This window comes from Acidithiobacillus sp. HP-11, assembly GCF_015100075.1.
GTDB classification, from domain to species: Bacteria; Pseudomonadota; Gammaproteobacteria; order Acidithiobacillales; family Acidithiobacillaceae; genus Acidithiobacillus; species Acidithiobacillus thiooxidans.
On the sequence record NZ_JACKYY010000007.1, the window covers coordinates 67201 to 77670 of the forward strand.

The 10470-nt window shown below is 53.6% G+C and carries 9 protein-coding genes; 1 reads left to right on the top strand and 8 read right to left on the bottom strand.

Features of this window, described 5'->3' with window-relative positions; translation table 11 throughout:
- The 6 genes from H7F08_RS03885 to H7F08_RS03910 all read right to left on the bottom strand — a co-directional run bounded on the left by H7F08_RS03885 (position 1) and on the right by H7F08_RS03910 (position 8337).
- On the bottom strand, positions 1-951 hold the full coding sequence (locus H7F08_RS03885; protein WP_193639913.1) for a respiratory chain complex I subunit 1 family protein: 951 nt from the start codon (positions 949-951) through the stop codon (positions 1-3).
- Positions 952-972: 21 nt separating this feature from the next.
- Positions 973-2964, bottom strand: coding sequence for a hydrogenase 4 subunit B (gene hyfB, locus H7F08_RS03890; RefSeq protein ID WP_193639914.1), 1992 nt, complete (start codon positions 2962-2964; stop codon positions 973-975).
- On the bottom strand, positions 2961-3506 hold the full coding sequence (locus tag H7F08_RS03895) for a helix-turn-helix domain-containing protein (RefSeq protein ID WP_075323287.1): 546 nt from the start codon (positions 3504-3506) through the stop codon (positions 2961-2963). The genes hyfB and H7F08_RS03895 overlap by 4 nt, the downstream gene beginning before the upstream one ends.
- Before the next feature lie 256 nt (positions 3507-3762).
- Positions 3763-6042, bottom strand: a complete 2280-nt coding sequence (locus tag H7F08_RS03900; RefSeq protein ID WP_193639915.1) for a nitric oxide reductase activation protein NorD — start codon at positions 6040-6042, stop codon at positions 3763-3765.
- Positions 6026-6838, bottom strand: coding sequence for a CbbQ/NirQ/NorQ/GpvN family protein (locus H7F08_RS03905; RefSeq protein ID WP_193639916.1), 813 nt, complete (start codon positions 6836-6838; stop codon positions 6026-6028). The genes H7F08_RS03900 and H7F08_RS03905 overlap by 17 nt, the downstream gene beginning before the upstream one ends.
- 119 nt (positions 6839-6957) lie before the next feature.
- Positions 6958-8337: a ribulose-bisphosphate carboxylase gene (locus H7F08_RS03910; protein ID WP_075323289.1), complete on the bottom strand. Its 1380-nt coding sequence runs from the start codon at positions 8335-8337 to the stop codon at positions 6958-6960.
- 139 nt (positions 8338-8476) lie between these two features.
- Between H7F08_RS03910 and H7F08_RS03915 the strand changes: the two genes are divergently transcribed.
- The gene (locus H7F08_RS03915) at positions 8477-9403 is read left to right on the top strand and encodes a LysR family transcriptional regulator (RefSeq protein ID WP_010637024.1); all 927 of its coding nucleotides are present in this window, start codon (positions 8477-8479) and stop codon (positions 9401-9403) included.
- 38 nt (positions 9404-9441) lie between these two features.
- On the opposite strand, the gene H7F08_RS03920 is transcribed toward H7F08_RS03915, so the two are convergent.
- Together H7F08_RS03920 and H7F08_RS03925 are read right to left on the bottom strand one after the other, a co-directional pair.
- The gene (locus H7F08_RS03920; RefSeq protein WP_024892932.1) at positions 9442-10230 is read right to left on the bottom strand and encodes a transferase; all 789 of its coding nucleotides are present in this window, start codon (positions 10228-10230) and stop codon (positions 9442-9444) included.
- Between the two features lie 112 nt (positions 10231-10342).
- Positions 10343-10470: transposase (locus tag H7F08_RS03925; RefSeq protein ID WP_193639917.1), on the bottom strand; the 128-nt coding region annotated here is incomplete at its 5' end.

Here is a 10470-nt window from a genome sequence, read left to right on the forward strand (position 1 = left end):
TCATGACCCCAGCATGAAGTGACTCAATAAACCGATGACTCCGAAAAGGAAGCCGGTGATGGCGAACTCAGGGACCCGAAAAAGCCGTTTTTTTGCCAGTAAGGTTTCCACCAGCGCCAGAACCACAACCGCAAAAAACAGTTTGACGAGAACCAGTCCTGCAGCAATGACCAGGCTTGTCAGCGACGGTTTTGCAGCAATTCCCCAGGGCAGGAACAGGGCGAAACCAATGGTCATATATAAAAACAGCTTGAGTTGTGCCGCCCATTCGAGCAGTGCCAGGTGCCGTCCTGAATACTCCAGCACCATCGCTTCGTGAATCATGGTCAGTTCGAGGTGCGTTGCCGGATTGTCCACCGGAATTCTGGCGTTTTCCACGAGCAGAACAAAGCCAAATGCGATGGCGGCAAAAACCATGCTGGGATGAATGGAAAATAACTGTATTTGACTCAGATGAACAATCTGCACAAGCGATGTGGATCGGGCCAATAAAGAGGCGGTAAACAGTGCCGCCAGTAAGGCCGGTTCTGCCAATGCGGAAATCAGCATTTCACGATGCGCCCCATAACTGCCAAAAGCTGTTCCCGTATCCATGGCCGCCAGCACCTGAAAAATGCGCGCCACGGCCAGCAGACCCACCAGCGCAATGACATCGGCAGCACTGGCCAGAGGCAAGCCATTGGCAATGATGGGCACGATGGCCACCGCCATGATCTTGGCTCCGAACATGACATAGGGTGCAAACTGAAACAGCCAGGAAGATTGTTCAGGAATCAGAGTTTCCTTATGAAACAATCGAAAAAGATCACGATAGGGCTGGAGAACCCCTGCAGAACGCCGATTTTGCAAAAGTGCCCGGACCGTCTGCAGCCAACCCGCCAGAAGTGGAGCCGCCGCGACGACAAAAAGGATCTGGAAGCATTGATCCCGCCAGCTGATCAGACTAGTCATTGAAGCCTCGCCCTCTTGTATTCACCGAAAAAACACCAGAAGGACAATCAGGGTCAGAAAAGAATACAGCAGATAAGAGGTGATGCGACCATGCTGTAATCTGCTGATCCCTCCGGCAATCCACAGGGTGACACGACCCCAGGGCAGGTAAAAACCTTTCCAGAAAGGATCAGGAATTTGCACCGGGAGGGTGTTTCTCCCGCCCTGGCGGTTTCTGAGCGTGCTTAAGGAAACGCCAAAAATTCTGAGCAGAGGCTGGCTGAAACCGGTCGGACTGTCTTGTGTTTGGGCACTATAATCTGCTGCAAAACCACAGGACCATACGGGGGCACGGCGCAGGGAGCGACCGAAACGCCACCAAACCAGTACAAAAACGACCGCAATGGACAGTGCGATTCCCAAAAGAAAAACGCCGGGGAGATAACTGGCCCGCTGCGCCGAAATCGGTGTGAGCGCCAGCGCGCTTTGGTGGGCTATTTGGCTGCCATGTAACAACAGAGCCGTTATGTGCGACAAACTGTCTACTACGCGGCCCGGAAACACACCGAGCAGGACGCAGAACAGGGCCAAAAAGGCCATGCTGGCGCGCTCCCAGATCCCGGCCTCCTGTTTGGCGACCGCACTACGCGCCCGCCCCAGAAAAGCGATCCCATAAAATTTGACGATGGCAAATGCCGCCACAGCAGTAACCAGCACAACACCTGCGGCGGCCAGGGGAAGAATGGCCCGTAGCATTCCTGATGGCAAGCTGGGAGCCAACAGGAAGGCCTGAAGTAACAGCCATTCCGAAGCAAAACCATTCAACGGCGGCAATCCGGCAAGGGCAAAAATGCCAATGAGCACCAGAAAAGCCGTCTGCGGCATGGAGCGAATCAGGCCACCCAAATGGGACATTTCCAGGGTGCCTGTAGCGTGTAGGACGCTGCCGCTTCCCAGAAAAAGCAAGCTCTTGAAAAAAGCGTGATTCAGCACTTGAAATAAACCCGCTATCAAGGCGAGAGCGGCCAGGGGCCACAGATTTTGCTCGGCAAAAATTCGGGAAAGACCGAGAGCGATCAGGATAAGTCCCATATTTTCCATGGAGGAATAAGCCAGCAGCCGCTTCATGTCGGTTTGCAGTGCCGAATACAAAACGGCAAAAAGTGCAGAGCTTAAACCCAGTCCCAGCCAAAGCGGACCCCACCACCCCGCGCCCGCCGGAAGAATTTGCCAGTCAATCCGCAGCAGGCCATAGACCGCAACGGGCAACATGGCCCCACTCATCAGTGCCGAAACCGGCGATGGCGCCGCCGGATGCGCCTCTGGAAGCCAGGCATGAAGTGGCAGAAGCCCCAGTTTTGCACCAAAGCCCAGCAAGGTGAGCCCAAAAACCGCATTGGCGACCACAGGAGAATAGGGCGATTGTGCCATGCGCTGAAAATTCCCGTTGATGATCAGATCACCATGACTCAGCAAGGCAAAAGCGACAAAAAGGGCCAGGGCACCGAGATGCGCGATCAGTAAATACAGATAGGCGGCTTGCTGCCGACGCTGGTCCTGGCCTTCGACCAGGATAAGAAATGTTGAACTCAGGGCCATCAGTTCCCAGGCCACAAGGAATGTGTAGGCATTGGCTGCCAGCAATACCCAAACCATGGCCGTCACAAAAACCGGATAAGGCAATAGCACCTGTTTCAGCTTGCTCTGGCTGCCATGATGGAAATAACCAATAGCATGCAAGGACGCCGCAAATCCCACAGATCCCAGCACCAACAGAAAAAAACCGGAGAGCGGGTCGAGGGTGAATTGCCAGGCAAGATCGGTGAGTGGCCCCGGGATACTTGCATGGAGCGCAGGGCTTGCCAGCGCATGTATGCCGACCACGATGAGTAGCAGGCAAAATGCAACGGTCAGCAGAAAACCCAGGGAACGTTTCCAGCGGATTGGCAATGCGGGAATTGCCACCAGCACTGTCGGCAATAAAGACAACAGTGACGCATACAGGACCCAAAGCAGACAGTCGCCGGAGTTCACTGCGCCACCACGATCAAAAGCACGGATGGCAATTCATGCAAATTATGCCAGTTATGGGAAAGACGCGGGTCATAGTAGACGGCATCCCCCTCATCCAGATCAAAGCTGGAACCTTGCTGTTCAAAGCGCGCGCTTCCCTTGATGAGCATGGCGAACTCTTCCCCATCGGCACTACTATAAGGGTGGTCTCCACATTCTCCACCTGCATCCAGCGTGACCAGCAGCGGTTGCATTTTTTTTCGGGAAAATCCTCGTGCCAGTGGTTCAATCGTGGCATGCGACCCTGAACTATAGACCCGACGTCTTTGTCCGGCACGGAGAATGAGCGGGGATGCTTCACTATCCGGTTCATCCAGGAGTGCGGCAATCCTGAGCCCCAAGGCAGTGCAAATTTTCTCAAGCGTGGCAATGGAGGGGGAAACCTGCTCAGCTTCAATCTGGGATAGCGCACTGGAAGAGACCCCGGCCATTTCTCCCAGGGCACGCAGGGAAAGTTGTCGGTCTTCGCGAAGCTGACGCAAACGTTGAGCAAGCTGTTTCATGCCTCGGATTGTCCGTTAAAATGGACGGCGTGTCCATATTAACGTATGAAGCTAAAAACGGCAGTTGCCGTGGGTGCTTTTTGCTCCATTGTTCCTTGCCTGTTGTTCTAGGGCTCATCCTGCTGTCAGGAGAGAACTCGCCCTTCGGGCTCAGACAGCTCTCCTGAAGGGCGCAGGATTTCGCCAAGAACAACAACGGCCCGGAACAAAAGTCGCTGCAAAGCACCCACGGCAACTGCCGTTAGGATGAAGCCATTCAATGGGTCAGGCTTAAAAAAATCTCCGGCAATCTTTCCGGCAACGATTCAATCCGATCAATAATGCTGAATCGATTACCAAAAATTTTTCGTACGTATTCGTCTGCATGTGGATCAAGGCTGATGCAATGGCAAAAAATGCCCTTCTCCTCCAGCTCCAGAACGGCGCGACGGGTATCTGCCAGCAAGTAATCCGGATCATCCACATCGATGTCGGCCGGTTGCCCATCGGTCAGGATCAGAAGCAGGCGCTTGTCGGCAGATTGACCGGACAGATAGTGTCCGGCGTGACGCAAGGCCGCACCCATGCGCGTAGAATAGGCGGCACGGAGCGCTGCGAGCCGTGCGTAGACTGCATCCTGCCAAGGTTCAGAAAATCCCTTGATATGCCAGTAGCGCAACTCATGACGGGTGTTGGAATAAAAGCCGGAAATGGCAAAGGGGTCACCCAGGCGGTCAATCGCCCAGGCTAGCAGTGTAACGGCTTCCTGGGCCAGGGAAAGGATGGTAGGTCCTGAGCCTGCACCCTCAACCGGATCATTCAGCGATTCGGAAAGATCCAGCAGCAGACTCACCGAAAGATTCCTTCGTGCGTGGCGGAAACTTTCGTTGATGCGCGGATCGACATTTTGTCGACAGCGATAATCTACCCAGGAACGCAGCGCCCAGTCCAAATCCAGATCGGACCCCTCTTCCTGACGGCGCAGGCGTTCGCGATCCTGCGGTTTCAGCATGTCCAGCAGCCGCTCAAGGCGCTTGGCCAAAGCGGCGTGTTTCTGCAATATCTGCAGGATATCGCTGGCAGAACCTTGAGGATGCAGATGCTCGTAGAGACTGACCCAATCCGGTAGGTAATGTTGCGATCGGTAATCCCACTCGGGATAGTGCCGGACCAGCGTCCATTCATTTTCCGATACCGTCTCGGCCCGGCTGCTTTCCTCCTCACTTTCCTGATCGCCATCAATAAACTGCCAGAGGTGGCGGTTGTCATCCCGGTAGGACACTTCCGTATCGGTAAAATAAATCTTGGCAAAACTGTCACTCGGCAGGCGTGTCTGAATGAGATATTCCAGGGCGAGTTCCGCAATGCTGTGGGTGCTGCCCGAGCTGTTCAGCATTTGCTCGTGAAAGCGCTGCACAAATTGCCGGAGGACGGGGTTCTGGTAACCATGCTCAGGATCGAGAACGGCTCGGGAAAACAGGGTCAGACGATGACGTATGCAGGATTCCTGCCCGGAATCGCAGGCATCTTCCTCGGGATGGGGATGCAATTGCAGCATCAGCGTCCGAAGCCCGGGGAAACGCCGCAAAATCAGGGTGTCCACGCGCGCATCTTCAAAATATTCGATGTACAAGCGCTGAAAGGGACTCCAGTTATCGGCAAGGAGCGCCTGACTGTAGCGGCGATGAGCGGCAAGATGGGCGAGGGCCAGACGGTATTGATCCAGGCCCGATATACCCTCCCGATCATGGTACAGGTCCGGCAGATGCATACCCAGGGAATCCAGGTAAGGCTGGGGCCGACGCAAATGATCAAAAGCTTCCGAATACGGGACCAGCATGGCGGGTTCATCCCAGAGGGCCCGCAAATACAGGTCCATCTCACGCTCGTGGCTGCGCAGCAGGGTCCCATCGCGCTGCTCCTGAAAAATGGCCCGACTGTCTGCACTTTGCAGGGCAAAATAATCCGCCTGACGTTCGGGGTTACTGGCATAATAGCGCAACCCGTATTCTGCCCAGGTCTGCAGTCCCTCCAGATTCACTTTTTGCAGGAGTTCGGCCGCCAGGCGAATGAATTCAGGCAAAGCGCGGCTGGGGAGAATGGCGTGGCGGCCATGGATGGAGGCGCTGCTGCGTTCGGCAATATCCGTCAGCAAATCGAGATAGTCGCGAAGCAGCGTCTGGTTGGGCAAAGCCCGGGTAACGGCAGGAAGCGTCTGGAAAAACAATCCGATAACATCACCATTGGGCGAACGCTGGATTTTCGCCACCCACTGCAAAACCGGATCGATACAGTCGTGACCGGCAGCAGCGGCCACTTCCGGCCAGCCTTCCAGAAAGGCCATCACCGGCTCGGCACCCCGCCCCAATTTGCACAAAAAGCGGGCAGCATCTACATAAGCGAACAATTCCTGCTCCTGCCACTGCGCAGCGGCAATCGTGAAGCAGTCCGCAAAAACCGCCTGCACTGAGCTAAAAGCACAGTCCAGATGACGCCGCCAGTAGTCCTCGTCGGGCGGAATCGCTGACCCGGTTTTTGCGTCAGTTGAAGGTGGCATCGATGGCATGCTCCAGTGTGCTGCGTATGTCCTCGTCATCCGTAATCGGGTCCATCAGCGCCATCCTGCAGGCGCGTGTTGCGGGCACCCCATCGGCAATGAGCGATGCTGCGTAAACCAGCAAGCGTGTCGATATTCCTTCATCCATGCCATGTCCTTTCAGGTTACGGGAACTTTTGGCCAGGGCAACCAATTGTTCCGCAGTCTGTTCAGGAATACCCACTTCACGGACCAGGATTTCTGTTTCCACCTTTGTTTCCGGATAATCAAAGCGAAAAGCGGCGAAACGCTGTTTGGTGGACTGTTTGAGGTCTTTCATCAAGGACTGATAGCCCGGATTGTAGGAAATCACCAGCTGGAAATCAGCGTGCGCCTGAATCAGTTCCCCTTTTTTGTCCAGCGGGAGCTGGCGACGATGGTCAGTCAGGGGGTGGATGACCACGGTACTATCCTGTCGGGCTTCGACAATTTCATCCAGATAGCAGATGGCACCATAGCGAGCTGCCACCGTGAGCGGACCATCCTGCCAGCGGGTCCCCTCTGCATCCAGGAGCCAGCGGCCAACCAGATCTGCAGCGGTCATATCTTCATTGCAAGCCACCGTGATCAGGGGCTTACCCAGTTTCCAGGCCATGTATTCGACGAATCGGGATTTGCCGCAGCCCGTGGGGCCTTTGATCATGACCGGCAAGCGCCGGGCATAGGCAGCGGTAAACAGGGCAATCTCATCCCCTTGCGGATGATAATAAGGCTCCTTGTTGACCATGTAATCGTATATCGGATCACCAGGGTTCATGTGCAGATCTCCATTCCAGCGGTAGCTGGAATCACGCAAAAAGAAAACAGGCCGAAATCTGCGAACGGCGAGATTTCGGCCTACGGCATTGGGTGATGACTCACCGCTACAACAATACCTTATCGATGCGCACCGATTTTATCCCGCCAACCCGGGTAAAGTTGATCCGCATCTTGCGGGAAGGACGCAAAAGCACCCGCAAACTCCTTGTGCTCCTTGGCCCATTCAATGGGATCCGCCTTGGCTTTCCAGCATTCATAGGCCTGGCGCAGGGAGATGGCTCCGGCCGCCGGGCTGTCAATGTGACCATAAGCACCACCGCCGGCAGTATTGATCACATTACCGTGGCCCAGATTTTCGAAAAATCCGGGCAGGCGCAGTGCGTTCATGCCACCAGAAATGATCGGTGTAGTGGGTTTCATGCCATACCACTTCTGGTAGTACACCGGACCCTGACACTCATCGCGTTCAATCATGTAGGCGATGTTGCGATCGTCATTTTCGCCTTCCATTTTGCCGTAACCCATGGTACCGACGTGGATGCCGGATGCCCCCTGCAGACGGGAAATTTTAGCCAGCACGAAAGCAGTGTATCCGCGCAGGGCTGAGGGTGAGGTGATCATGCCATGTCCGGCCCGGTGATAATGGAGATATTGGCCGGGATATTGGCGGCGTGCCGTCGTGATCATGCCGGGACCACCGACAAAACCGTCCACGAGGAAGGCCACTTTGTCAGCGTCCGGACCAAAAATACCGAGAATATAGTCAGCACGGGCACACATTTCATAATGATCATCGGCCGTGATATTGGCGGAAAAAAGCTTGGGCTGCCCGGTCTTGTCCATGGCACGCTTCATCGCATCGGCAACCAGCGGAATGGTTTTTTTCAAGGGAGAAAACACCTGATTTCCCTGAGGCTCATCGTTCTTGATGAAATCACCGCCCAACCAGAACTGATAAGCGGCTTCCGCAAAGGGTTCTGGCCGCAGGCCAAGTTTCGGCTTGATGATGGTGCCGGCAATATAGCCGCCATCTTTGATGGGCCGACCCAGAATCCGCCATAAATCAGAAATATCCCTGGCAGGACCATCAAACAGTTGTATTGCCCGAGGGGGGAAAAAGATATCGATCATTTTGGCATGCGCAATATCCCCCATGCCCTGGTTATTACCGATAGCCAGCGTGAGAAAGGACACAATCATCATGCGCCCGTCGAGAATGTTGCGGTCAAACAGATCCATAGGATAGGCAATACGCATATCCTCGGTGGCTTCGTCAATGTGATAAACCAGAGCATCCACGCCCTTGGTGAAATCATCTGTAGTCGATACTTCCACATTGGTTCCGGTTGAGGATTCCGCCGCAAAGTGCGCGGCTGATGCAAGATAGCCATATCCTGCTTTGGGTTTCATTTTGTAGGCAACCAGTATGTGCTTGCCACCGGCGATCAGATCTTCTTCGCGCAAAGAGAGATCGGCATAACGTGAGGACTGGTCCATGTTCCTTTCCTTAAATTGATTGAGAAGTCAACAGACAGTACACTACAAAAATCATTATAAAAAACGATTAATTCATATGCATATAATAGATAAAATATATTATTAAGGCCGCAGCCCCTGCACTTAAGGAGATCCATTCATGAGAAACCTGACCCTGCGCCAACTGGAGATTCTGGGCATGTTAGAAGCGACTGGATCCTACACGAAAGCCGCCAACCAGTTGCATCTCACTCAATCAGCGGTGTATCTGCAGGTACGCAAACTCGAACAGGAAATTGGTTTGCCCGTGACCGAACAGGTCGGCAAAAAAGTCTACCTGACCGATGCCGGAGCACAGGTTCTCCGCTCCGGCGCACTAATCGGTACAGAACTGGAAAACCTGAAACGCTCTCTGGAGCATTTACGGGATATAGAAGACGGACTCCTCCGCATTTCCGTGACCTCCACCGCCAATGCTTTTGCCGTGGAATTGCTTTCCCGATTTTTGAATAAACATCCCCGGGTCAAAATCCATTTAAACATTGCCAACCGCAAAGACGTCCTCGCAGGACTCGAACGTAATGACGTAGACATGGCCATCATGGGCGAGCCGTCTCCGGCGCTGGACCTGGTTGCCCTGCCCTTTCATCGTAACTATCTGATTCTGGTTGCTTCGTCCAATCATCCCATGGCTTGGCAAAAAAACATTCCGCAAGCTGAAATTGTTAAGGAACCCTTTGTGTTACGGGAGCCTGGATCGGGAACGCGGGAGACCGTATTGCGCTATTTTTCCGAACAGGGATTGCACATCAAGGAAGGGGTGATCATGGACAGTAATGAATCCATCAAACAGGCGGTGACCGTTGGTATGGGGATTGGTTTTCTGGCGCGCCACAGTGTCGTGGTAAAAATAGCGGCTGGTTATCTGCGCGAACTTTCCGTGGAGGGGTTTCCCTTGCAAAGAGCCTGGCATCTGGTGCACCGCAAAGGCAAGCATCTGGCCCCTGCACCGCAGGCATTTAAAGAGTTTTTACTGCAGCATCAATATGTCAGAACCATCGATGAGCAGGGACAAATTATCAACTGATTGTGGCTGGTGATGCTGGCCGTGCTGCTCTGATGCCATCACAACACATATAGCAGACTCAATTTTTGGATCAGTTTGTGGGCCGTACTATTCAGGGAAACATCATGCAATGCACTCATCCTCCGCGCTCTTTCGAATATTTTCCTGGCTAGTCGTGGAAATTGATCCCCCTTGTATGCAAAGAGAATCTTGTTGCCGGATTTTTCCGCATCCACAACAATGACCTGATCATCAAAGCTGGTCTGAATACGACTGATATAGGCATCCATCCGCGCATCACTATTGAGCAAATTGACCACCAGTACACCGTAATTGCGCAGGTTGGCATAGCAATGGTCATAGAAGCTAGTAGTACATAATTCTTCGGCTTGGCCATTACGATTGAAGCCGTCTAGCAAAAGAACATCATTGGTTTTTGGATTTTCTCTGACATATTCGGCACCGTCAGCGCAGAGCACCTGAAAACCGGGGCCATCCGGCGGAATGTGAAAGCGGTCACGCAATGCAATCACCTCCGGATTGATTTCCACCGCCGTAAACTGCGCGTCGGGAAGATGACGCCGGCAATATTTGGCAAGTGACCCGCCCCCCAGACCAATCATGGCGATATGTTTGGGTTTAGGATGAAACAGCAAAAATCCCATCATGGTTCGGGTATAGCCGAGGACGAGACAATCCGGATCGCTCTTATGCATCATGCTTTGCGTTGCCGAATAGTCGAATCCTAGCGATACCAGCCGATAATCTTCCTGGACGATAGGTTCGTTCTGATGACCAGCCTCTGTTTCTTTGTCCGAAGGAGATCGGGATGGTACAGGGTAGTTCATGGAGCGATGATGAGATGCGCTTGCTGATCAGTAGGCATGTTTTCGGTTCTAGCGCTTGCTGGCAACATGAATCTGCGAGCGTAGCCATTCTTCAATAAGGTTCCTCGCTGTTTTAAGTGGGTAGCTTGAGATCCAGCTTACCCAGTACGAGGTAAGCCATGTTAATAAAATTCTTGTGGGTGCGATAGCCCCGTGCCCTGGATTTGGCGGACTGGAGCAGACTGTTGAAACCTTCCAGAG

Coding starts and splice junctions, on each gene's coding strand:
- H7F08_RS03885 (WP_193639913.1), bottom strand. CDS start 951: ATGACTAGTCTGATCAGCTGGCGGGATCAATGCTTCCAGATCCTTTTT.
- H7F08_RS03895 (WP_075323287.1), bottom strand. CDS start 3,506: ATGAAACAGCTTGCTCAACGTTTGCGTCAGCTTCGCGAAGACCGACAA.
- H7F08_RS03900 (WP_193639915.1), bottom strand. CDS start 6,042: ATGCCACCTTCAACTGACGCAAAAACCGGGTCAGCGATTCCGCCCGAC.
- H7F08_RS03905 (WP_193639916.1), bottom strand. CDS start 6,838: ATGAACCCTGGTGATCCGATATACGATTACATGGTCAACAAGGAGCCT.
- H7F08_RS03910 (WP_075323289.1), bottom strand. CDS start 8,337: ATGGACCAGTCCTCACGTTATGCCGATCTCTCTTTGCGCGAAGAAGAT.
- H7F08_RS03915 (WP_010637024.1), top strand. CDS start 8,477: ATGAGAAACCTGACCCTGCGCCAACTGGAGATTCTGGGCATGTTAGAA.
- H7F08_RS03920 (WP_024892932.1), bottom strand. CDS start 10,230: ATGAACTACCCTGTACCATCCCGATCTCCTTCGGACAAAGAAACAGAG.